This window comes from Oceanobacter sp. 3_MG-2023, assembly GCF_030688925.1.
Classification (GTDB): Bacteria; Pseudomonadota; Gammaproteobacteria; order Pseudomonadales; family Oceanobacteraceae; genus Oceanobacter.
Genome location: NZ_JAUYVX010000015.1, coordinates 86,953 through 110,207 on the forward strand (window position 1 = coordinate 86,953; position 23,255 = coordinate 110,207).

General features: G+C 48.6%; 25 protein-coding genes. 9 read left to right on the top strand and 16 right to left on the bottom strand.

Annotated elements, in window-relative coordinates:
- Nucleotides 1-460: 460 nt before the first annotated feature.
- From Q8W32_RS14015 to Q8W32_RS14030, 4 genes are all read left to right on the top strand, one after another.
- Nucleotides 461-1,291, top strand: coding sequence for a BLUF domain-containing protein (locus tag Q8W32_RS14015; RefSeq protein WP_305415413.1), 831 nt, complete (start codon nt 461-463; stop codon nt 1,289-1,291).
- Between the two features lie 2 nt (nt 1,292-1,293).
- Nucleotides 1,294-1,872, top strand: coding sequence for an ATP/GTP-binding protein (locus Q8W32_RS14020; protein WP_305415414.1), 579 nt, complete (start codon nt 1,294-1,296; stop codon nt 1,870-1,872).
- Nucleotides 1,859-2,239 carry a roadblock/LC7 domain-containing protein gene (locus tag Q8W32_RS14025; RefSeq protein WP_303433452.1) on the top strand — a complete coding sequence of 127 codons (381 nt, stop codon included), beginning with the start codon at nt 1,859-1,861 and terminating at the stop codon, nt 2,237-2,239. The genes Q8W32_RS14020 and Q8W32_RS14025 overlap by 14 nt, the downstream gene beginning before the upstream one ends.
- A 61-nt stretch (nt 2,240-2,300) precedes the next feature.
- Complete coding sequence (locus tag Q8W32_RS14030; protein ID WP_303433453.1) at nt 2,301-2,663, top strand: hypothetical protein; 363 nt, start codon at nt 2,301-2,303, stop codon at nt 2,661-2,663.
- A 101-nt stretch (nt 2,664-2,764) separates the two neighbouring features.
- Here the strand turns inward: Q8W32_RS14030 and Q8W32_RS14035 are convergent, their stop codons facing one another.
- A complete protein-coding gene (locus Q8W32_RS14035; protein WP_303433455.1) occupies nt 2,765-3,052 on the bottom strand; it encodes a DUF3817 domain-containing protein in 288 nt (95 codons plus the stop codon).
- A 238-nt stretch (nt 3,053-3,290) separates the two neighbouring features.
- Here Q8W32_RS14035 and Q8W32_RS14040 point away from each other — a divergent pair, with 238 nt between their 5' ends.
- From Q8W32_RS14040 to Q8W32_RS14050, 3 genes are all read left to right on the top strand, one after another.
- The gene (locus Q8W32_RS14040) at nt 3,291-4,916 is read left to right on the top strand and encodes an NAD(P)/FAD-dependent oxidoreductase (RefSeq protein ID WP_305415415.1); all 1,626 of its coding nucleotides are present in this window, start codon (nt 3,291-3,293) and stop codon (nt 4,914-4,916) included.
- Between the two features lie 123 nt (nt 4,917-5,039).
- Nucleotides 5,040-5,465: a hypothetical protein gene (locus Q8W32_RS14045; RefSeq protein WP_303433458.1), complete on the top strand. Its 426-nt coding sequence runs from the start codon at nt 5,040-5,042 to the stop codon at nt 5,463-5,465.
- Nucleotides 5,466-5,848: 383 nt separating this feature from the next.
- Nucleotides 5,849-6,622: a type IV pili methyl-accepting chemotaxis transducer N-terminal domain-containing protein gene (locus tag Q8W32_RS14050; protein ID WP_303433460.1), complete on the top strand. Its 774-nt coding sequence runs from the start codon at nt 5,849-5,851 to the stop codon at nt 6,620-6,622.
- A gap of 48 nt (nt 6,623-6,670) precedes the next feature.
- Here Q8W32_RS14050 and Q8W32_RS14055 read toward each other — a convergent pair whose 3' ends face one another.
- From Q8W32_RS14055 to Q8W32_RS14090, 8 genes are all read right to left on the bottom strand, one after another.
- The gene (locus Q8W32_RS14055) at nt 6,671-7,540 is read right to left on the bottom strand and encodes a CPBP family intramembrane glutamic endopeptidase (protein WP_305415417.1); all 870 of its coding nucleotides are present in this window, start codon (nt 7,538-7,540) and stop codon (nt 6,671-6,673) included.
- A 54-nt stretch (nt 7,541-7,594) separates the two neighbouring features.
- Nucleotides 7,595-8,929 (bottom strand): ferric reductase-like transmembrane domain-containing protein, encoded by a 1,335-nt coding sequence (locus Q8W32_RS14060; RefSeq protein ID WP_305415418.1) that lies wholly within the window; start codon nt 8,927-8,929, stop codon nt 7,595-7,597.
- Between the two features lie 254 nt (nt 8,930-9,183).
- Complete coding sequence (locus Q8W32_RS14065; RefSeq protein ID WP_305415419.1) at nt 9,184-9,849, bottom strand: DsbA family oxidoreductase; 666 nt, start codon at nt 9,847-9,849, stop codon at nt 9,184-9,186.
- A gap of 188 nt (nt 9,850-10,037) precedes the next feature.
- Nucleotides 10,038-11,621 (bottom strand): DUF1501 domain-containing protein, encoded by a 1,584-nt coding sequence (locus Q8W32_RS14070; protein ID WP_305415420.1) that lies wholly within the window; start codon nt 11,619-11,621, stop codon nt 10,038-10,040.
- Between the two features lie 18 nt (nt 11,622-11,639).
- Complete coding sequence (locus Q8W32_RS14075; protein WP_305415421.1) at nt 11,640-13,526, bottom strand: DUF1800 family protein; 1,887 nt, start codon at nt 13,524-13,526, stop codon at nt 11,640-11,642.
- 97 nt (nt 13,527-13,623) lie between these two features.
- Nucleotides 13,624-14,745: an ATP-NAD kinase family protein gene (locus Q8W32_RS14080; RefSeq protein ID WP_305415422.1), complete on the bottom strand. Its 1,122-nt coding sequence runs from the start codon at nt 14,743-14,745 to the stop codon at nt 13,624-13,626.
- A gap of 28 nt (nt 14,746-14,773) precedes the next feature.
- On the bottom strand, nt 14,774-15,865 hold the full coding sequence (locus Q8W32_RS14085; RefSeq protein ID WP_305415423.1) for a phospholipase A: 1,092 nt from the start codon (nt 15,863-15,865) through the stop codon (nt 14,774-14,776).
- Nucleotides 15,866-16,025: 160 nt separating this feature from the next.
- Nucleotides 16,026-16,883, bottom strand: a complete 858-nt coding sequence (locus tag Q8W32_RS14090) for a DMT family transporter (RefSeq protein WP_305415424.1) — start codon at nt 16,881-16,883, stop codon at nt 16,026-16,028.
- 169 nt (nt 16,884-17,052) lie between these two features.
- Between Q8W32_RS14090 and Q8W32_RS14095 the strand changes: the two genes are divergently transcribed.
- On the top strand, nt 17,053-17,628 hold the full coding sequence (locus tag Q8W32_RS14095) for a MarR family winged helix-turn-helix transcriptional regulator (protein WP_305415425.1): 576 nt from the start codon (nt 17,053-17,055) through the stop codon (nt 17,626-17,628).
- 9 nt (nt 17,629-17,637) lie between these two features.
- Here Q8W32_RS14095 and Q8W32_RS14100 read toward each other — a convergent pair whose 3' ends face one another.
- Nucleotides 17,638-18,411 (bottom strand): ferredoxin--NADP reductase, encoded by a 774-nt coding sequence (locus Q8W32_RS14100; RefSeq protein ID WP_303433476.1) that lies wholly within the window; start codon nt 18,409-18,411, stop codon nt 17,638-17,640.
- Nucleotides 18,412-18,551: 140 nt separating this feature from the next.
- On the opposite strand from Q8W32_RS14100, the gene Q8W32_RS14105 reads away from it, so the two are divergent.
- Nucleotides 18,552-19,436 (top strand): LysR family transcriptional regulator, encoded by an 885-nt coding sequence (locus tag Q8W32_RS14105; protein ID WP_305415426.1) that lies wholly within the window; start codon nt 18,552-18,554, stop codon nt 19,434-19,436.
- A 191-nt stretch (nt 19,437-19,627) separates the two neighbouring features.
- On the opposite strand, the gene Q8W32_RS14110 is transcribed toward Q8W32_RS14105, so the two are convergent.
- The 6 genes from Q8W32_RS14110 to Q8W32_RS14135 form a co-directional block, all read right to left on the bottom strand.
- Nucleotides 19,628-19,945: a hypothetical protein gene (locus tag Q8W32_RS14110; protein ID WP_305415427.1), complete on the bottom strand. Its 318-nt coding sequence runs from the start codon at nt 19,943-19,945 to the stop codon at nt 19,628-19,630.
- 17 nt (nt 19,946-19,962) lie between these two features.
- Complete coding sequence (locus Q8W32_RS14115; protein WP_305415428.1) at nt 19,963-21,006, bottom strand: YHYH protein; 1,044 nt, start codon at nt 21,004-21,006, stop codon at nt 19,963-19,965.
- Between the two features lie 501 nt (nt 21,007-21,507).
- A complete protein-coding gene (gene nadS / locus Q8W32_RS14120; protein ID WP_303433482.1) occupies nt 21,508-21,795 on the bottom strand; it encodes a NadS family protein in 288 nt (95 codons plus the stop codon).
- Nucleotides 21,788-22,129: a type II toxin-antitoxin system RelE/ParE family toxin gene (locus Q8W32_RS14125; RefSeq protein WP_305415429.1), complete on the bottom strand. Its 342-nt coding sequence runs from the start codon at nt 22,127-22,129 to the stop codon at nt 21,788-21,790. Before Q8W32_RS14125 ends, nadS begins: the two co-directional genes overlap by 8 nt.
- Before the next feature lie 113 nt (nt 22,130-22,242).
- Nucleotides 22,243-22,665 (bottom strand): hypothetical protein, encoded by a 423-nt coding sequence (locus tag Q8W32_RS14130; protein WP_305415430.1) that lies wholly within the window; start codon nt 22,663-22,665, stop codon nt 22,243-22,245.
- A 22-nt stretch (nt 22,666-22,687) separates the two neighbouring features.
- Nucleotides 22,688-23,155 (bottom strand): hypothetical protein, encoded by a 468-nt coding sequence (locus tag Q8W32_RS14135; protein ID WP_305415431.1) that lies wholly within the window; start codon nt 23,153-23,155, stop codon nt 22,688-22,690.
- Between the last annotated feature and the right edge of the window lie 100 nt (nt 23,156-23,255).

Here is a 23,255-nt window from a genome sequence, read left to right on the forward strand (position 1 = left end):
ACATGGCAATTCCCTGACACTTTGGCTTTTTAATTGGGAACTATCTCCAAGCAGAGCAGTCCAGCCATTACTACTCCGTAGAAGTAGATATAAGGGAAATTTATCCGAAGTATCGGAACCTTCCTGACTATTAATAAGTATCTCAATGAGTACCTGCCAACCAACCCCAAAACCGGTTGATGCCTGATGCAATGGCTGCTAGCATCAAAAAATCACAGCAGACCGAAGCACCGCGCAACGATTTTTAAAGTCTGCATCCAGCTACCCAACTATCTTTAAAGGAGTAATAACCATTTATAATGTAATGACTTAAGGGAGAGTAAGTTCATTCAGGAGCAGTGACCATGATCAATCAGCCTTAGATATCGCATAGCACCACGTGTTTATAGCAGTCATGCCATAGTCAATGGCCCATAAGTGATCGTTCAAATAGCCTACAAAGGAAAGGTGGTCAAATATTATGAAGCGAATTGGATGCATAGGAACCCTTCAGACCGGGGCTTTTGACAATCACTCAGCCTATATTCTCGATATATTCAACGAACTAAGATCGTACAGATTGTCACATGAGTCAAATGGTATATTTATTGCTTTTGATGATAATTTCCTGCTGATTCTTGAAGGCAACCCTGACAGTTTAGCCACCAACCTGTATCGAATCCGGCGTGACCATCGTATTAAATATATTTCCATTTTGTTCAATCAGAATATCAACAAGGTAATATTTACTCATTGGCGATTGAAGTTTTTTGACAAGCAATCTGAAGCCCATGCTGACTATCTTTTCAATCTCAGGAAAAAAGTCATTCCTTCTATCACTCTTGGCTCACCAGAAGATCAGCTTATTTTTGATACTTTTTTCCCCTCAGCCAAACCATCCGAACCTCCAGAACATTCGCATCCCAGTATATCTGAAGCGGCTCCTCTTGCCTGTACTAAGTCGCCACAATCACCCGCCAGTATTGATTTTGAACATAAATTATTGAGTCTTTCAGCCTGGCCAAAACCGACCCAGTTACAACTCACGCCCCCCATCATGAAAACCTGCAGTTTATTAAGTCATCATAAGATTTCCTATCAGACCTTATACAACAAGGGTATCTGGACATCGGAACCCGAGCTGAAAGCATTACTGTCGGCACTCATCAAGCTGGGGGTCCTGATCGTCAATGAAGCACCAGCAGAACAACACCTCAAGGTAGCTGAAAAATCTGTTAGCCAGCCCGCCCCACTGGATCGTTTTGGTTCACTGATGAAGCGCTTTCTAACCAGTTCCCGCAAGGCGATGTAAAGATGGATCGAATTTATAAAAAACTGGCAATTGTTGGCGAAGTAGGCGCTGGAAAGACCCAGATCATCCAAACCATCAGTGAAATTTCACCCTTCGCTACTGAAGCCCGCTCCAGCGTCGATATTGGTAAAGAGTTTACAACCGTTGGCATCGACTACGGCCGCCTGTCACTCGATGAACAGACCGCTCTTGGTTTATATGGACTACCAGGACAAAAGCGCTTCAGCATGCTGTGGAATATGGTTCGCAATGGCCTATGGGGATTATTTATCCTGGTAAAATACGGTGACGGCCTTAACCTGGAGGAACTCGACCAGATTCTCACCTTTTTCCAGCCAGGCCAGACCAAAACGCCACTGATTATCGGTATCAGTCACTGTGAACAGGCTCCAACTGATGATATGGAAGTATTAATCGATTATATTGAACATGTTTTATCCAAACATCAATTGGTTGCCCCTATCATCCCGGTAGACCCTCGAGACAAGGAGTCTTCATTGTTATTATTGGAAATATTCTTGTCGCTTCAAATAGATGAAGAATGTATAACAACAGAGGCCAACCCCAATGATGATTTCTGACAATTTACATCAAAAAATAAAAGCAATATTCTCAGAACACTTGGCAAGACACAGTGAGATAGAATGCCTATGTCTGTCTACACTCGATGGCTTTCCTGTTATCAACATTCTCAAAAATGGCATATCATTTGAAGCCGATACCATGGCTGCAGCCTCCAGCACCCTTTACTCCGTCAGTAATGCAGTTGCACGCCAAATTTTATCCAAGCCGTTTCAGACAGCATTCATTGAGTCTGACAATGGAAATATCATATTTACATCCTTAACGATCCAGGAAAATGATTATATATTGACAGCTTCTGCAACAGACAGCATGAACATTGGCCAATTGAGAGCAATTATAAAACGAATTGAAATCAGAGAGTAACAATCGCCATATAGAATATTTTAGAGCACCACACATCATAAAATACGATAAGGAGATCCATATGTTAACGATCAGTGATACCGTCAACGGCATGGCAAATATTGACGGTGCAATGGGAGCTGCCGTAGTCGATTACACATCAGGCATGCTATTGGGCAGTGCCGGCAGTGGCGTCGACCTGGAATTGGCTGCCGCAGGCAACAGTGAAGTAGTCAAAGCCAAGTTAAAAGTGATGGCCAGCCTGGGGGTCCAAGGAAGAATTGAAGATATTCTGATCACGCTGGAGAGCCAGTTACATATTATTTGCCCCAGCATCAGCAACGAAGGGCTGTTCCTCTACCTGGTACTGAACAAAAGTACCTCCAACCTGGCACTTGCTCGCCGCAAGGTGCATGACCTGGAAAAGCAACTGCAACGTATCTGACCATACCGGTACCGTAGTCATACGGTAATCCGTCTCTGGCGCAGCCCTTGAACGAGACCGCTGCGCCAGATCATATCCGAATCACCCCCTGTTGCTGCAGGCTAGGAAGCAGCTACCGGGCGCACCGCTTGTTTACGTAAAAAGAGTTCAACCGGAATAAAAGCAAAGGGGATCAAAGAAGCCAGCAACACCAGCACCCAAACACCAACTGACCACTGTTGCTTATTGACTACCAGCAGCGAGCAGACCATGTACAGCATAAACAACACGCCGTGTGTCATCCCTAACAGAGAGACATAATCACGTGAAATCAGCCCCAGAGTGACACTCAAGATTACCAGATACGACAATCCTTCCAGCAAGCTGACCGTACGAAAAAAAGACAACATAACAACACCTTATAATGTAATGCGCCCATGCTCTTTGGTTCGCCGGAAAATTTCAACCTCTGAATGGATACGATCCGCCAACGTCGTTCTGGCAGCCTTGTGAATCCATGGGATAGCTCCGCTTTTCAGCGAATAGGCCAAGGGCATTTCTGGTCGCCCAAGCGCAGATTTTTACACCATTTTGACGTAGAATTTCGACCTTTAATGCCAACCTATTCTTTGAGTACACCCATTCCCCATGATACGACTGTCCAATATCCAGCTTCCCCTAGATCACGATGATGCGGCTTTGGAAGACGCCATATTATCGCTGTTGAATATACCGGCAGAGCAGTTACTTGGGTTTCAGATCTTTCGTCGTGGCTACGATGCCCGCAAAAAAACCAGAATCCGCCTGATCTATACACTGGATGTAGACGTACAAAACGAAACCGGGCTACTGGCAACCTTCGCCGATCACCAGCAGGTCAAAGCGACACCTGATCTGGACTATCACCCGGTTGCCCAGGCACCGGCGTCTCTGGATGAACGGCCTGTCATTATCGGCTTTGGCCCCGCCGGGTTACTCGCCGGTCTGGTGTTGGCACAAATGGGTTACAAGCCACTGATTCTGGAACGAGGCAAAGAAGTCCGCGAACGTACCAAGGATACGTTCGGTTTTTGGCGCAAGCGGGAGTTGAATACCGAATCCAACGTCCAGTTTGGTGAAGGAGGTGCCGGGACATTTTCAGATGGCAAACTTTATAGCCAGGTCAAAGACCCCAAACAGTACAGCCGCAAGGTACTGCAAGAATTTGTTGCCGCCGGAGCACCAGAAGAAATCCTCTACGTCAGCAAGCCTCATATCGGCACTTTCCGGCTGGTCTCCATGGTTGAGCAAATGCGCGCCAGCATCCTTGAGCTCGGCGGCGAAATACGTTTCAGCGCCCGGGTGGATGACCTGCACATTGACGACGGCCAGGTAACGGGCGTTACATTGGCCAGTGGTGAGCGGATCAATGCCCACCATATTGCCCTTGCCGTTGGCCATAGCGCCCGTGATACCTTTGAAATGCTGCTGAATCGGGGGGTGTATATCGAAGCCAAACCCTTCTCTGTAGGATTTCGCATCGAGCACGAACAATCCGTCATCGACAAGGCCCGCTTTGGTCCGAACGCAGGTAACCCGATTCTTGGCGCTGCCGATTACAAACTGGTACACCATTGCAAGAACGGCCGCTCAGTCTACAGCTTTTGTATGTGCCCTGGTGGCACCGTTGTCGCCGCCACATCGGAAGAAAACCGTGTCGTTACCAATGGCATGAGCCAGTATTCCCGTAACGAGCGTAATGCCAACAGTGCCGTCGTCGTCGGCATCGATCCTTCTGATTATCCTGGCGGCCCACTGGCGGGAATCGAGTTCCAGCGACAACTGGAAAGCCATGCCTATGTCATGGGCGGCAGTAACTACGATGCTCCCGCACAAACCGTTGGCGCGTTTTTGCGCGGCGAAAAACCGGCCCGACTCGGTACCGTACAACCCTCTTTCAAACCAGGCATCAAGCTGACGGATTTATCCGAAGCGTTACCGGACTTCTGCATCGATGCAATCCGCGAAGCCATTCCGGAATTCAACAAGAAAATCAAAGGGTTTTCATTCGATGGCGCCCTGCTTACCGGAGTAGAAACCCGAACGTCCGCTCCCATCAGCATCAAGCGCGATAACGAGACATTACAAAGCATCAATACTCAGGGATTGTTCCCAACTGGAGAAGGAGCAGGCTATGCCGGTGGTATTATGTCAGCCGCTATCGACGGCATTAAAGTTGCTGAAGCCATGGCCCTCAGCATCAATCAGGCGCAAGTAGTACCCACCAAAAACTAACATGCGTTAGCAATCATATCAGAGGCCAGAAACAGGATATTTTATCTGTTCCGGCCCTCTGCTGTTGGTCATTTTCCCTGCTATGATATGCCTCCTTCCTATACTCCCCGCAGGATATTGTTCATGGCTACTCTGATGCAAATTCCGTTGGCATCTGCCGAAAAAGAACTGGCGCTCAACGGCGTCTGTAGTTATCACATTGAAGGTGAAACCCTCTACCTGGATGTTGCCGAGGTGGCCAGCCGCCGCAGTGCCGACAGCGTCAGCGGTGGATTGGTACTGGAAATATGGGCCCTGGAATCGGATTATCGCGGCGGTGATTTCTCCGGTTACCTGATTGCCAGCCAACCACTGGGAAGTCTCGACGGGCAACATTGTTTTCGCAATTGCTCTGCCTCCTTGCCAATGCAAATGCCAACCGAAGGGATCTGGACCATCGTACTGATGTTGCGTGAATCCATGCCTGAAGGTCTGGTCACTCGTGACTATATTAATTTTGCCCAGCAAGTACTGGCAGAATGCAAAATGACGCTGAGTTTGTGCAGCTGATTTGAAATTTGAAGATCTACGCTCCCGGGAGCCACTCCCGGGACTGCATTACCAGGCGGATTCACCGAACCCCACTCGCCATCGTCGCTAACACCACAATCCAAACACCACGATCTATATGTATCGCAGCCTGCTGCCGACTGCCCAGTCAGGATAACGGTGGGATCTGTTCGTACTGCCGTTCGTACTGCCTATTGATATGGTCTGCGCCCCCCTGTTGTGGCATTCACAAAAAGACACAAAGCTGATCACAAAATAAAACATACAAACATTTTTGTTGTACTACAATTTAACAATTACTGACCTAAAGTAAGCCACGCCAGCGCTCATTGGCACGTTCACTCCGGTCAAGGCATCTATTAATATACTGTGAATATGACCCTATGAAATATCTGGCTTCTTCTGCTTTAACACTCTCCTTGCTTTTCCCGCTGTGTTCACACGCAGCCGATTTAACCCTATCTGAAGCAGAATACCTGACCGGAAGCCTGTGTATGCTATCGCAACGTATGGCCAAGGATTATATGGCTATTGGTGCGGGTATCCGCCCCGATGAAGCGATGAAAGATCTGGATGAAAGCATTGCCACCTTTGAAGCCCGCTATCAATCACTGATGGAATATTCCGAGAACAACGCTGCTGGCAAATCCATTCAGGCGATTGGTAATGTCTGGGAGCACTACCGCAGTGCCATCATTACCCCGCCAAATCAGGCCAACGCTACCGCCATCATTCAGGAAAGTGAAGAATTGCTGGTTATTTGTGACAAGGCTGTGGCGACCATCGCCCGTCAATCCAACTCACCGATTGCTCACTTGATTGAAGTATCAGAACACGGCACCACCCTGACACAAAAAATTGCCAAGTATTATTTTGCCCTGTACTGGAACGTCGATGGTAAAAACCTGAAGCAGGATTTTGATCAGTCGGTCAAAGAATTTGATGATTCCCTTAACTCCCTGACCGACTCAAATGCCAATACATCTGAGATCTCTACAGCGTTAGCCAAGGTGAAGTCGCAATGGAAATTCTCCAATTCCGGCTTCAAGCTGGATGAACAGGGCCATTTTGTTCCGACCGTGATTTCCGTCACCAGTGAGTCCATCTTTAACAAGATGTCCGCAGTCGCCATCATGTATGAACAGCTGGCGGACTAGCAGACCCAACAGATACACCAGAAGCAAGAAAACAGCCTGTCTATGCAGCTACCAGTGATCTGGCAAACCGCGCGTTTGAATCAGCGCGGCCAGATCCATGGTCAGGGCAATCGCCACGTGCACCGCCACTCCTCCCCAGATCGAGCGTGACATCAAGGCCAGGATGCCCAGAAAAAAACCGAATAAAATAGCGCCCAACGACTCTGGCCAGAGCTTCGGAAAATGCAGCATCAAGTAAGGCAAGCACATCACCGCTACCGACAGGCTACCAAACTGACGCCGCAACCCATTCACCAAATAGCCACGAAAAAAGAACTCCACCGCCACAAACTGCGTAATATAAATCAGCTCCCAGGACAGCAAATCCAGGCCGCTACGATGCGCCTGCTGGTAAAAAGGATAATGCCTGGAAAAGTCATCCCCAAAACTGGCGATCACAGCAAACCCCATAATCGGTAACGCCAGAAACAGATAACCAGGCCAGTGCTTGTGTACCTCACCCCATTGCCAGCCATACTGTCCCAATCGCTGTTTGAATAGCCACTTGATGGTCAGCATCGGTATCACGATAAAACCAACAAGGTGGATGCCTCCCCACCAGCAATAGCCATACAGCGACCGATATCGGCTGCGCATAAAATCGTTGATCCAGCGCCCGTCAGCCGACCAGCCAGCATCCAGCCAACGGATCAAGGCTTCCAGATTCGAACTGTATTTACCGTAATGCACCAAGGTCAGACACAGACAGGCAATGCCCACGACCATCCAGACCCGATGCCGTTCGTACTGATGATCAGACAAGGTATACGCTGCTTTTTCCGCCCTCACCTCATCATCAATACAGTCCAGCTGTTGCCACACAAAACCCGGTGTTAACCAGCGCCATACCGTCACGGAGTACCCCTTATTAAACGGCATATAAATATGCCTCAGGCAGTGATCATACAGAACAGGCAGCTGGCATTCGCCGGGCTAACGCATTTCGAACATCTCCTGATGGAATTGGTCCCTGGGCATACCGGCAGCACTCAGATCACGCTTGAGTTGCTGACCAAATACCGATGGGCCACAGAACCAGACACTCGCCTGCCGCCACGTCGGCAGCTCCGCCATGATCTGCGCGGCGGTCAGACGCTGGTGCTGGCCAGACAAGACCAGATGTAATGTAACACCAGCCTGATCAGCAGCAGCTTGCAGCTGCTCGAGAACGTCACTATTGATCTCGGCCACCGCATAATACAGGTCAATCTGCTGTGAACCGGGCTGCTGCTGTAATTGCTGCATGCGGGCAATAAAAGGCGTGATACCAATCCCCCCACCAATCCAGATCTGATGCGTAGCGCTATCCTCAAAATTGAAACAACCATACGGCCCCTGCACCGAGACCGCCGTACCGGGAGCAAGCTCATCCAGCATACGGGCCGTGTAATCTCCCAACGCTTTACTGATAAACACCAACACCGGAGCCGCCGGATTCCAGGCCGATGCAATGGTAAAAGGATGAGGTTCTTCATCAGCGCAGGTTTTCAAAAAGGCAAACTGCCCCGCTTGATGACCCGGCCAGCCACGCTCAGGACGAATACGGGTAGCTATCGACTGCATCTCCGGATAACGAGTCACTTCCTCCACCTGGCCAGCCACCGTGCGGCTTTTGCCGACTCGGCCTGCCAGAATCCACAAGGCAGCAGCTGTTCCTGCCAACATCAACACAGCCAGTAACCAGCCAATCGGTTGTGACCAGTAATCGAACTCCACCAATACCACCGCATGAAAAACCAGAGCCAGATACGCTACCGCAATCAGGGTGTGCGTTTTTTTGAACCAGTGATAGGGAAAGCGCTTGATCAACGCCAGCACCATCAACAACGCCGCACCATAAAACGCCCATTCGCCAACATCCTTGGCCAGACTGCGCACACTACGGAATATTCCTTCAATCAGCCCGTACACCTGTTCCGGTTTTGGCCCGCGCTCCGGTCGTTCCAGCCAGCCCCAGCCCACCATCCATTTGGTTCCCTTGGCAAACCACCAATGCAAGACTGAGGCGACCAATGCCGTGATACCCAGCCACTTGTGTAGCCGATACATCTTGTCCAGGCCATTCAGGTGGACTTCCAGCCAGGCAGAACGGGCGGCCAGTATCATGGCCAGGCTCATAACGGTAATCGCGATAACACCGCTGTACTGGTTAAATACATGGCGAAAGGAAAAATAGGTAAAAGGATCAGGCAGCAGAGTATCGGCTAACAACCACAACAGGGTCGTGGTCAATAGCAAGCCGATATACAGGCGTGTAGCGGATTTCATAGAGGTTTCCATACTCAGTCAATTCAGATCAACATGTACAGCGGGTTGATAACCAGCCGTATGTCTATCGGTGAATTCTGTACGAACAAAGGTTAATAAAGCGTTAACAAAACTCTGAAAGTCAGAAATTAACGGCCCAAACTTAAACCTCTTGAGTACAACTGGAAACCACTTTGACTAAAAACATACCACTGGTGACTCAATCAACCTGACCAGCCACCAGCCACCAGCCACCAGCCACCAGCCTAAAAAGGCTAGTCAACCGCCTCGGAGCGTCGTAAAACTTCCTGTATCACCCGAGTCAATGCGGCCTCTGGCTGACCGCCAGACACCAGATAGCTACTATTAAAAATCATCGCTGGCACCGAACTGATGCCCTGTTGCTGCCAATATTGCTCCGCATCCAGCACGTCTTCAGCATACTGATTACTTTCCAGCACGCTACGCGCAGCTTCAGCATCCAACCCCACCTGTTGGGCCAGATCACACAACAATTCAATATCGTCCGGATTCTGGTTATGGCTGAAATACGCCAGCAGCAAGGCTTTTTTTAGCGCCAGCTGAGCATCACCAGCTTGCAACCCAGCCCAGTGTAATAACCGATGCGCCTTGAAAGTATTGTATTTTTTACTGTCGTCCCGAAAATCAAATACAAAACCAACCTCCGCCCCACGAGCAGTAATCTGCGCCTGATTGTCGGCTACCTGTGCGGCAGAAAGACCATATTTTTTTGATAAATATGGCCCGACATACTCACCTTCACTGCCCATGCCCGGCGTCAATTCGAAAGGATGAAAACGAATCGAAACATCCACGTCATCACCCAATGCTTCCAATGCCCGCTCCAGACTGGCAAGACCAATGGCACACCAGGGACATACCACATCGGACACAAAATCGATCACTAAAGACTGAGACATAACAACTCCTTTATTGGAATGGTGGTTAGGCCACCCAATAATAGTACGTATAAAATAATACATCTGCCCAATATTTAAAGCAGTTACTTGCCGGCATTACTAAAAAATGATATCCAGAATATCAAGAAGGCTTGTTATATAGTAAGCCAGTCCCTATTTTTTGTAATACATGTAGTCCAACATCCAGATTATCCATTCTTCATCAAATCCAGCCAAGCTGAAGATATTGATTCTGAACTCTGGAAATTAGCCAGATGTGGAAACAAATACGGCATATCAGAATCACTAACACCGAACCAGCTTGCCAAAGAAGCCAACGTTTGTTCATTGGCCAAACTCGGGATCATTCGACCTCGCTTATCTGGCACAGACTGCAGACTTTCTGTACGTAAATCCGGTACCTGCCCATAAATACCAGCGTTAACAGCTCCGCCAACAACAAATTGCTGCCCTCCCCAAGCATGGTCCGTACCATCACCATTGTTTTGCAGAGTTCTGGCAAAATCTGACTGACTATAGAGAGTAACATTATTTTCCATGCCTAATTCTTTCATTGCTTGCTGAAAGTGCCAGATAGACAAGCTCAGATTACGCAATAACAATGGATGTTTATTGGCTTGCTGGGCATGAGTATCAAACCCCCCCAGCGAGACTGCAAATACCTGACGCCGTAAACCTTGCCGTTTGCCAATTTCTATCATACGAGCAACAGTCTCAAGCTGCCGCATCAATCCAGCATGCACTTCACTACTGAGACCAATCAAACCGGCGTCTGGTATGCTGAACAATGACTCACCATAACTGCCCAATTGTAATAACGAATAGTCCTGTGTATTGCCCCACTCCACATCCAGCAACGTCTGCATCTCAATGATCGTTTGCTGGCGGTTAGCAAACAGTTGTTCATATAAACCTCGACGAGGAAAAGCATTCAAAGCATTCAGCACATCAGCTCGGTGTTGTTCATTCTCCGAACCAACCTTGCTGATTCTATCCATTTTTAAAGGCTTACCAATCGGGATAACTCTCTCTGGAGCCAGTGCTGATGCAAACATCGGCTTTCTCCTCCCTATCGCCATATTCATACCCAGCAGATGCCCACTATTAATCCCCTTGGCAGCCCCCGATAGCCACATGTCTGCCAAACGCCCAGCCCAGCCCAGCGATTCAGTAGCTGTGCCATCTGCTGTCGCTAGATAGCGCTGCTGATGGTTATGAGCAAACAAAAAGGATGGTAAGCCTCCCAATCCATACTGTTGACGATTGATCGGCTTTACCAACACCCCCGAATTAACAATCCAAGCCAACTGATTTTGCTGCTGCAAACGAGCCAATTCTGGTGCGCATCCGTTAACCGACCATTGCTTACCTACCCGATACACCCCCTTGAAATAGCTACCAACGACATTGTTTTGATCATAATACGGATTCGCTGCTGCACTACCAACCTGCTCAGGAGGGAGATCCAGCTGCTGCTGCTTGACAGCCATACCAGCACGGCGGGAAGCATATGTTTGATAACCATAACCGACATCCACCTCACTACTTTCATTTGCGGATGGAATCAACAAATTCCAGGAATCATTGCCACCAGATAAAAACAGACAAACCAAAGCCTTATAGCCTGTATCTGTAGGTAACAACAAAGAACCGGAGTCATTTCCCCAAGCCCGATGTGTTATGCCAGTTCCCGTCGCTGATAATAATCCGCTTGCTGCTAATTGTTTCAGAAAGTGACGACGAGACCCGCAGAAAGGACGTTGGTCTGACATAGTAGATACTCCTCGAAATTAGTTCTGAGTCCAATATTCCGGCATGGCAGCCAATAACCGGATACTATCTTCTATAATTTGGAGTGCTTCCAAACGAGGATTCTTAGGTTGCTGAGGCACCATAAGATACTCAATCAGACGTGTTCTGGCTGGCTCTGGCATCGTTTTCCCTAACATAGGCAACTCCAGTTGATCCAATACCGCATCCAGTGCTCGACGGCGTGCCACGTTATCGCTATTCAACCGTAAAAAGTCTCCATTACTGTCATTTTCCAATGCCAATTCCAGTCGTTTCAACCATGGTCCAGTATCTACCAATAAATTGACGTGGTGTCTTCGGCGTTGTTTATTAATATTACGTGCATATTTTTCACCTCGAATAGCCAGCGATTGCTTGTCATTCCTCAATAATATGTGCCGCAGGATATTACTGAATGCAACCAAGGCCTCAACATCCAGAATTTCAGCTTCTGGAGCAACCCACTGCCGTTCGACAAAGCCTGCTTCAGAGGGCTGATAATCGGCAGAATAAAAATTGAATACCGAAGGAGAGCGATAAGCATTTTGGCCAATGCCCAGATCACGAAACCAAATCACATCATGCATCTGCCCACCATGAATCGATTCCCAAGGCTCTGCAGGCTGAACATCAAGCATTCTCAACACTGCCGACAATGCCAGCACTGGCTCTTTCAGTTTCATCGCCTCAGAGGTTTGGTCTCTAGCTTCAGAGTCAAGTAAAATAGCCCGAACCATTGCTGCCATATCACCTCGTATTCCTTTGCCATTATCATTAAACACAGTACTGACTCTGCCGATATACTCTGGTGATGGGTTCGATGACACTAGCCTCTGAATCAGATGTTTACTGACAAAAGGACCCACATTCGGATGGGCAAATAAAATATCCAAGGCTCTTTCAATATCCGCCTTACCTGTCAGGTTCGCCTCGATTGGCTCACCCAACAGTATCTTGCTACCAAAATCATGGAACTTTTTGGTGAATTCCAGTGGCTCAACAACCAAAATCTGACGCTGGTTTCTGCCACCATAGTGCTTGTTCCCTCGTAGGTCCCAGCCAGTCAATACTCTGGCCAATTCCATAACATCTGTCTGTGTATAAACTGGTATCGGATTACCCTGTTTATCTGTCTTAATGGAACCATCCAGATTCAGGTTATACAGCCCGATAGTAAATAATTGCATCAGCTCGCGGGCATAGTTTTCATCTGGAGATGTCTCGGTTTTTGGGTTTGATTTACGATTTCCCTGATAAGACAAATAAATACCCATTGCCGGAGAATAAGTGACCGCTGACAGCAGATCCCGATAATTGCCAAAGGCATATTTAAGCAATAAATCGTTATATGCCGCCAAGGCTTCTGCTCGCACCTGTAATGGCGGCTCATTAATAGAAACTACAACCAATTGGCTTAATGCAAAAGCCACTCGCTGGCGTAGTTGATCCTTAGCTGTCAGTGCTTGCTCCCACCAAGCTGATTGCTGAAAGTCTCGTACACGAGGTATTGCTTGAGAATTAAAACTGGATGTTTCAAACCAATTCCGGGAAGGATCCTCCATTAACGCCAGTTGAATCGTACGCTGCAGTTGACTGTATTTTTGTGGCAGTACCAGCTGCTCATCAACCCAGTCTTCAATGCCCTTCGACATCACTGCAGCAATACTATCAGGACTAGGGCCAAAGCTGGCCTGCTGTAATAGCTTAATCGCTGCAGACCGATCAACGCTTTCTTCGCCTGCCTGTACCCATGAACCCAACACTGACAAAATGGTAGCCAACAGCCATACTGACGGTCTGCTCGGCCTGCTTTGAACAACATAAGTTACTTGGGCTTGAAACACACTCAAAACCGCGCAGCAATATAGCTGAATTGGCACAGGCATCCTTCGGCTCCTTCATGTTGAGCGGTTGAATTACAGAGACGACCACAAAATCCATAGGTTCCCTCCAGCCAAGCAGTTTCTTACCTATAACTGCCTACTAGCCCACAGGATACAAGATACGGTCCTGATAACCGGTCAGGATTTCCATGGTACCGGCCCAATGTGCATCAAACAGACTGTCTCCGCTGTCGATCACCAGCGGTCGGCCTGACAACGCGGTGATTTTGGTTTTGGTCGATACCAGCAGGATATTGTCACGACCGATACGCGTCAGCACCGTGCGGCTGAACTGCTGATTGCCACGGCCAATAATATGCCCCTGTCCTCCCATCACACTCAACACTGCCTGACGTTGCGGGTAAACATCCAGCAGTGCCAGAATACCCTGCTCATTCAGGTCACGACCGATCAGCTGACCATCAAGCACGGCATCTACGCCCAGCAATGTACCGTCCAGCCCCATCTCTGCCAGAATCCCCTGGGTGGTTTTGCCTGAGCCGATCAGATACAAACAGCCATCGTCCATTTCCTGCTGTACCGTGGCTGCGATATCCGCCAGAACCAGTGTTTCCTGCTCCACGCCTCCCTGTTTGACCGCCTGGATAAAATGTCCGGCCATTGGCACTCGCATATCACCATAATGTCGTGCCCGTACCTCACCCTGTCGAAAGGCGTCTTCATCCAGGTCCCGTACTTCTGCTTCACGGATATCCACCAGCCCGCCGTTCACCAGCTGGCAAATCACCTCTGCACTGGCCACCGGTGTAATGCCGTATACCCCGGAGTGGATCTTGACCCCGGCGGGAATACCCAGCACTGGCAACTGATCAGCCACCACGCTACAAATATCTCTGGCGGTACCATCTCCGCCAGCAAACAACAGGACATCGAGAGCTTCATCCAGCATTAGTCGCGCTGCGCTCAGAGTATCGTCACGAGTGCTCTGACGGCCGTCAGTTGACGGCAGATCCAGCAGCGAACAAGTCAGCCCGGCTTGTGCCAGCCAGGTCGCTCCCATATCCCCAGGGCAGCTGACAAACTGGCACTGATCCTTCAGCGGAGCCAGTCGCTGCAGAGTCTGCAACGTCCGTAATCCGGCCTTTTTTTCAGCTCCCAGCGCCAGCGCCTGGGCAATAGTCTCCGCACCATCACTGCCTTTCAGACCCACCGACCCACCGATTCCAGCCAATGGATTGACAATCAAGCCCAGTCGAATCATATCGTTCCCGTTGCGGTAAAAGTCATGATTATAACCAGTCCGTCAGTTTGATACCGACTCCCAGCCGCTCCTGCCAATGGTTGTAGTCAATCAGGCTGTCGCCATAACCATTAAAATACTGCACAAAACCCTTGAGCTTGCGCGTCAGAGGAAACGTAAAATCCATTTCGACGGCGCCACGATTGTTTGTGGTATCCAGATTGTTACGCAACATAATGCCCACGGAGCGCTGACCATAAACCCGCATATAACGCAGCTCGCCATATCCCAGATAATCTTCAATATCCGGATTATCGTTATCGGATGGATCATACGGATCGGCTTGCTTGCCTTCAGGGATACGCCACCAAACCTTGCCCATCCAAATTCCATGCGAAAAAGCGGATGCCCCTTCAAGAATAACCCGGTTCCAGCTACGGGATAACGAACTGGTCTGACCGTTGGACTGGTGATTCAAACCAATACCCACACGATCCAGCCAGTCAATACCCGGCTGCCAGGAGTAGATAATCTCTGGTTCGTGGTTGGTTTCCCGAAAGGGTCTGGAAATATCGGAGTTATAGGCCTGCCAGTAAGAGCGGTTGGTATAGGCGACTTCAAGTCGATCAAGCTTGGTCAGAATCCCTTCCAGCAATTCGTACTTGATGCTGAACTGCATCACCACTTCCACATGATCAAAGCCCCCGTCATACGATGTATCATCGGCAGAATAATGCTCGAACAGGCGTTCGACTTCCTGATTGTTCGGGCTGCTCTGATAGGTGAATGGCATCACATAATTAGGCCGATGAGGTAACAACACATGAGGACTGTTCGCTGCCAAGGCTTCGACCTGACGTTTACGTATCATCTGCGGATAATATTTCTGGATCGCTGGCTTGAATTCATCCGGCGAGATCATCTCGACGTCTACGGTTTCTGTTTTCAGGGGTTCATCTTCCAGCCACGGAGTCTCCTGCTGGTCATTTAACTCATCCCGCCATAACCGGGACGCGCTGATGGACTCCTCAGGCTTGTCTGCCAGCTCCGTGCCGGCAACCTCAGCCGATGGACCCACCACGGTTTCAGCAGCCAGACGGGCACTGCCCAGCAACATCACCAGCAACAGCCCACGGGCCAACGTTCGCCAACAGCAAAATATACCAACAGGGAGGATTGTTATCACAGGCACGACCACGAGAAAGTAGAGACTGCTACAGGATAGTTCAGTCACTCTCCCTTCTCCATGATTCTTCATGACGGACGGACACCACCTGCCATCTGCACCTGCCACAATTCGCTCACACCGGTGCCATTACCGCTTTTTTCACTGGCCATTGGGCCGCCACAACACACGCCAGCACCACCACCATGCCCAGCAACTGGGTCGGAGTCATCGTTTCCCCCATCAACATCAGACCACACAGCACGGCGACCAGTGGATTCAATAAACCAAGAAAACTCAAACGCTCCACCGGAATATGCCCCATGGCCCGAAACCAGCAGAAATAACCGACGCCCATCCCAAGCGGCCCGATCCAGCCCATCGCCAACACCGCCGGTAAGGTGATCTCTGGCAACGGTGCAGCAGTCATGAACGCCAACACGGTCAAACTCACGCCAGAAAACAGGAATTGGCCAGTCGCCATTGCCAAGGGCGCAATACCAGCTCCCAGCACGGGAATCAGCAAAATACCAATCGACATCGACAACCCCGCCAGCAACGCATACATCACCCCTAGCCAGTTCAGCGGTTCCGGAGCCTGCCACACCAGCAGCGCCACACCCGCAACACCACCGACCGCCGCCAGCAACTGCCTCAGTGCCGGTGCTCGCCCTTGCAGCCAACGAATCAGCAATATTTGTAGCGGTACCGTCGACACCAATGTCGCCGCCACGCCACCGGGTAACATCTGGATCGCTTTAAACAGCAAGACGGTAAACAGGGCGATATTAAACGTGCCCAAGACCACCACCTGACGCCAGCGCAGCAACAAAGGGGCAATACGAATAAATGGCAATAACATCACGCCGGGTAATAACGTACGCAAAGCCGACAACCAGATCGGGTCCACCTCGCTTAGCCAGTGTTGTGTAACGGAGTACGTCGTGCCCCACAGCAGTGGAGCAATCAAGGCAATAAGGCCGTACTTCAACATAAACACAGGTTCCCGAATGAATCAGCTTTGAATTTATATTCAAACAAAGATATTTCAGGTAAAGATACTTTACCCACCCCTCGCTGTCGACTATCTTCACCACAGGCAGCAAAATAAGCCGTCTGTTACCTTCTTTACCGACTGTCCGGCTGCACGCCGAGGAATCACCATGAGCCACCCCGATCACGTCGATTTTATTGCCAGCCAATGGGCCACAGAAAAGCCCGACCTCGATACCGGCCCGATGCAGCTGATGGGACGCTTTTACCGGCTCAGTCATTTACTTCGTCAGGAAATCAATGACAGCCATAAACAATCCGGCTTAAACGCGGGAGAATTTGATGTATTGGCGACCCTGCTGCGCAGTGGTGAACCCTGGACACTAACCCCCACCAAGCTGTTCCAGAGTGCCATGCTGACTTCTGGTGCCATGACCAATCGCCTGAATCGACTGGAAAAAGCCAAACTGATCCAGCGCCTGCCCAGTGAGCAGGACCGCCGCTCACTGCTGGTACAGCTGACCGAACAAGGCAAGATAGTCACAGAAAAGGCACTCAAGGGTCACGATGCCACAATGAAGCGACTGACCGGCCTGCTGCAGGAAGACGAACAACAACAGCTCAACGCATTACTGCGTCAATGGCTGGCCTGTTATCAACAGACGCAAAAAAGCCCGGATCGACAAGCCGAACCGGGCCAACTGCCAGAAGCGGGGGAGCAGTCTGAAAACGTCGTCGAGCCTTGAGAAAATTCGCTATTTTTCCACAAATGCCCGTTCGATAACAAAGTGCCCTGCTTTACCAGCACGGGCTTCTTCAAATCCCAATCCTTCCAGAATGCTGGTCAAATCATTCAGCATTGCCGGACTGCCACACAGCATAAAACGGTCGGTTTCCGGGTCAGGAGCTGGCAGACCAATATCCTCAAATAACTTCCCGGATGTAATCAGATCCGTCAGCCGCCCCTGGTTGCGGAAAGCCTCACGGGTCACCGTGGGGTAATAAATCAGCTGATTACGAATTTCTTCACCAAAATATTCATTTTGGGGCAACTCGTTTTCAATCCGGTCTTTGTACGCCAGCTCACTTACCTGCCGCACCCCATGTGTCAAAATCACCTTATCGAACTGCTGATAAACCTCGTAATCCTTGATAATACTCATAAACGGCGCCAACCCGGTGCCAGTGCTCAGCAAATACAGGTTCTTGCCCGGCAAGAGGTTATCCGCAATCAGAGTGCCGACCGGCTTGGTCCCCACCAGCAGCTCATCCCCCACCGCCAGCTTTTGCAGGTGTTGAGTCAGCGGGCCGTCTTGCACCTTGATGGAGAAAAATTCCATCTCATCTTCATAGTTGGCACTGGCAATACTGTACGCCCGCAAGAGCGGCTTATCTTCAATTTCCAGACCGATCATGGTGAAGTGACCATTCTTGAAACGTAGCCCTTGATGACGCGTGGTGGTAAAACTGAACAATGTTTCATTCCAGTGGTGCACGCTGGTGACGGTTTCCTTGATCAGTTTACTCATGATGACTCTCTCGCGATAAATGGCGTTGGCTGCACGGGTACAAACCACCCGTTGTGCATTAATTGATGATCACACTGTACTGCCAGCCCACTTTTCGGTAAAACAAGGAGTTCAAATATCTATAATCGGAAATACCGAAGATGAGATACACCCTGCGCCAGCTGGAAGTATTTATAGCCATTGCCCAGAGCGGTAATCTCACCCGCGCTGCCGATCACCTGGCGATGTCCCAAAGCGCCGCATCCAGTGCCCTGAAAGACCTAGAGTCCCAGTTTGATCTCAAACTGTTCGACCGGGTTGGCAAACGCTTGCAACTGAATGAACAAGGGCGGTTGCTGCTGCCCGAAGCCATGGCACTCGCAGAGCAGGCCATGGCGCTGCAAAACAAATTGCTGCAACACCAGGGCACCGGCAAATTACGGGTCGGCGCCACCCTGACCATCGGCAACTACCTCGCGGTCCGCATGGTCGCCGATTACATGCAGCAACACCCGGAAGCCGAAGTCACCCTCACCGTCGACAACACCGAACATATCGTCAACAAGGTACTGAATTTTGAACTGGATATCGGCCTGATCGAAGGGGAAATCAACCAGCCCGAACTGGATATCCGCCGCTGGCAAACCGATGAACTGGTCGTGTTTTGCCACCCATCCCACCCTCTCGCCCAGGGAGAACAGGCCGAAGATAACCAGCTGCAACAAGCACGCTGGATTCTGCGAGAAGAAGGCTCTGGCACCCGGCAAGCATTTGACCGCGGAATGTACGGCTTGCTGCCCCATCTGAACATTGCCATGGAGCTGGAACACACTGAAGCCATTAAACGGGCGGTTCAGGCTGGCTTGGGCATCAGTTGTTTATCGCGTATTGCACTGCAAGATAATTTTCGCCGTGGCGACCTTTGCGAAGTCAGTACTCCCCAACGGGACTTTGGCCGCAACCTGTACATCGTATTGCACAAAAAGAAATTCAGAACCGCCGGACTGACTGCCTGGCTGACACTGTGTGATGCAGCCCTTGACTGACCTTCAAGCCCTATTCAGTCAAGCCATTGGCTGGCTTCGTTAATAACCACCTGCATCCGGCGGGGGAGCACTTTCTGACGTGCGACACACAGATACAGTGCTGCCAATCCGATAAACGATAGAAGGAGAATGATCGCTATGGTTTCCATAGCTCCCGGCATGGGATATAACGCCCAAATCAGCCGCACAGTTTACTGTGTCGTTTGCATTTGCTGGTTATGCTCATTGGAATTTTCGATTTTCTTATTTACTTCGAGCTTCACCATATCATCTTCAATTTTTTGAATTGGTTTATTTCTTACGCAAATAAGCTTTGTTTCCGTTGCTAATTGGCAGGTGCCAATATACAAATCATTATGATGACCTGAGTATTGGCAGTCTTGAGATTTTTCTTTCGCTTGGCAAGCTTCTATCGCCATACTGTTGAGTGGAAGTGAGTGTGCATAAGCCCAGGAACACATCGCATTGGATAACAACAAAATAGAGATGCCGAATAAATTGTTTTTCATCAAATCAACCTCGTTTATTAGTGTTGTTTTTCATGTGGAGGTGGTGGACGTTGACCATCGCGAGGGCCGCCTTCAGGCAGGACAAACTCACCTCGTATACAACCAATAATCATATTTTCACTAGGGCTGGCGGCACGATAGTGGTATCCACGGACAGAGTCGCTCGTGCCGCGACATTCATCGAGCGATTCAGCCTCATTACCCAGGGCATCAAGCATAGCGTAAATAGCATAGCCATCAGGCGCATAACCTATCAGTGGCGCATACCCGTCATCACTAACCGGCGTATCGGTACAACCTGTTGTTGAATGATAATGATACCCTTGATGTGCATTGATGTGGCCACCGCAATCATCAAAGGCAGCAATAGTGTAGCTTCCTAAAATAGCATCAACCGGAGCAGGCCCTGCAAGCTCAGCTCCATCAAGTGCAATACCTACGGTTCGAACACGTTCAGGCTTGGCAGCCTGGATAGGCTGGGTAGGAATCAGATATGTGCGTGAAAAATCATCATCAAGGTAAGCCAATTCACACTCGATACAGTTTTGTTTGTATTGTTCCTCTACATCGGGCTTTGCAGCCCCAAAACACGCCTCTTTTGTCGCGGTATAACGTACTTTACCTGTCTCTGGATCATAGAGTTTCCAATTAGGGTCATCATAATAGCTTGCCAGATTGGCAATAAATTCCCCGCTTAAATCAACCAGATCCCCGGCTCCATCTTTACTAAACCAGCCACCTGATACATCAGCCCCATCAGTGATATTTCTTGGGCAAAAATCACCAGGCTCACGCCCTGCGGGGCCACCTGATGAGACTAACTTGTAACAAGTGGTTTTGGTGCCAGCGTTTGTTTCGCAATCGACTATTTCAGGATCTTTAATAAATGCTTCATCTTTAAATAAAGAAATATCCAGACCTTGCGTCATTATGGTCTTTTCATTATTTAAATCTGAATTCTCAGTCTCTATAGAGGAACGGTCACATGCAACCAATAAGAAAGTACAAGCAAAAGGCAAGGCTATATATTGGCTAAGCCTTGAGGTGTTTATAAATTTCATTCCGTTACTCCTGGTATTTCTTTACCGTTTGAGGCTAGCATATGCAACGCTGTTGGCGGCATAACGCAGAGCACAGCGACACCCTGACAAGGGCGTCCGAAGGCCTGACTTTCCCGCGTATTTCTGCGGTTTGTTATACAGGCTGTTCATCTGATGGCCCGACCCAAAACAGCAGATTATACGCTACTTCCCAGAGATAACTGTCAGGATAAGCAAAGTACCTACTCCACCCCAATCTGTTTTCTGGGCTGGCTTGGTCACAACGGCCCCGGCTGACACCACTAAGAATACTGATTCACATAACGCCTTGCTCACCGAAAAATCGGGAGCATAGCGAGTAATTTCCCTTGAGAATGCTCAGTTGGCAAGAAGTGTCCGCACGAATTATTGTTTCAATATATCTTCGATCCAGTTTAGAAATCTGGCTGCATTTCCAGTTTCCCCGCTAGCGTCTGTTAAAACGGGGAAGATCCGCGAATTTGATATGCTTGTTAGCACTTTTTAAGAGGCCAAAGCTCGAAGAACAGCACCAGGCTCTTTGGCGACTACATTAAGCAAAACCAATGCCGGGCCTTGTGGAGTGCGGTCACCACGCTCCCAATGGCGAAGCGTACTTACACTAATACCAAAGGCAGATGCGAATTCATTTTGAGACATGCCAACCTTTGCCCGAATATTTTTTACATCCACCGGGCCAAACTCGTGAACGATGGCTTTTTTAACTTTACCCTCAGAAAACTCAATTGCCTCGGATAAGCCCTGTTTGATACTTGAGAAAGCGCTAGCCATTTGAACCACCATAGTGCTTGAGTAAAAGTTGAGTTAACTTAGCAAGTTCATTGCGTTCGGCTTTGTTGATATTAGCTTTTTCGCCCTTGCCAAAAAACGTTAAAAGAAAGAGTGGAATCTCGCCATTGAGATAGTAGTAAATCACTCTGACTCCACCACTTTTCCCCTTTCCTTGAGCAGACAATCGAAGCTTCCTGATATCTCCAGTACCCTGCATAAGATCACCGGACTGAGGATGAGATGCTAAGTAATTAATAATGCTCGACTTTTCATCAGGCTTGAGTAAGCCTTCAGCGCGTTTCTGGAATTCATGGAGCTCTACAATTGTCTGCATAGACTTTATTGTAATCCATTGGATTATAGATCATCAATAAATGGGGTTGTAGTGCTAACACCCGCTTCAGCTGCGCCAAAGCCGGAGTGTTTTTGTCCTGCCTTAACGACTTTTTAGCAATATTTTCTCAAGAATATAGAGCCAAGTATTTCTAAATTTTTGTTCCATAAATCTGATATCAATGAGAGCAAAAACCGATGAAAGTGTTCGGCTTTAAGATCTCTACTTTTAACTACGCCATTAAGTGGCACAAAATCCTCGTCTGACAACCTGAATATTGGAACGTGAACGGCGTCATTTCTTAAAACGCGAAACCAGTCATAAATAAGGAATTGGAATTCATCAATTATCCCTTCTTTTTTTAACTTTTGTAACCTTTGATGATGATTTCTTAAAACCACATTTGGCATATAGTGATCAGATAAGGTTTTCACCATCATTTCAACAAAAGAATGAGATACAATAATAAGCAAACGTGGGTTATCTTTTACCATACCGATCTCTTCCCCAACTTGAAGCATATAATCAGAATCCATTTTGTCCGACTGACACGTATTATTAAGCATTTACTGACCTCAACAGCTCTACAATCCTATGATGCAATAAAGAAGGTTCTGGAAATAAATTTTTAAAATAAAGCCAATTCGTATGCGAGCCGATAGATAACAAACCAGAACGAAAATTCATTCCAGAGTTTACGTAAATATCACCACTTTTTAATATTTCATCAACCGTCGCAGGTGAAAGCGTCCATCTGTTACCCTGCCTTTTTCCGGGACGACGGTCATTTAAATGACACTCAAGTCCACTGGCTGTATTTTTGAGGATAGTAGTCTGATTTGAAGTTTCAAATATCTTAAGATAAGAAATATTACCTATGGCAGGCTGACTAAGATCAATATCGTCGGATTCCTGTGCATCTTCCTTTAGGAACGCCCGCCAAGCCAACCAAGCACCAAAACCGGCAATACCTGTTTGCGCAACCTTCAAAAACAAATCAACTATATCTATAAAGCATTGCCACACTTACGTACCCTCGTTGAGGCTTAATAGTTTTATTTCTGGGCATGCGCATTTTATCGGTGGCTCATCTTGTTGCAAATATTTATTAAGCCTTTGATTTTAT